Origin of the sequence: Limosilactobacillus mucosae (assembly GCF_046939755.1) — a bacterium.
Lineage (GTDB): Bacteria > Bacillota > Bacilli > Lactobacillales > Lactobacillaceae > Limosilactobacillus > Limosilactobacillus mucosae_A.
This window is the reverse complement of the sequence record NZ_JBKZAY010000125.1, coordinates 1-259: the sequence shown is the minus strand read 5'-3', so window position 1 is coordinate 259 and position 259 is coordinate 1. Positions and strand designations below refer to the sequence as shown.

The window sequence follows — 259 nt, the reverse complement described above, 5'->3', positions numbered from 1 at the left end:
TTCCCAGGTGAAAAAATCATTGAAAAGTATGATATTCGTAGCCTCTCTCAACTAAAACAGTGGTCGATCCAGTACAATAATGATGAACTAAAGACTAAGTCAAGAAAGCGAGTCAGAAAAATGGGTCGAAAAGTTAGTTTTGAAGAGAAATGCAAAATCGTACAGTGGGTCTTGGACCATGACAATGACTACCAAGGAGCAACAATTCAGTTTAATGTAAGCTATCAGCGTGTCTACTCATGGGTTCGCAAATACCATG

General features: G+C 38.6%; 1 protein-coding gene. It reads left to right on the top strand.

The window, feature by feature from the left end:
• Nucleotides 1-120: 120 nt before the first annotated feature.
• A partial coding sequence (locus tag ACLUWI_RS10490) for a helix-turn-helix domain-containing protein (protein WP_412147258.1) occupies nt 121-259 on the top strand: 139 nt, incomplete at its 3' end.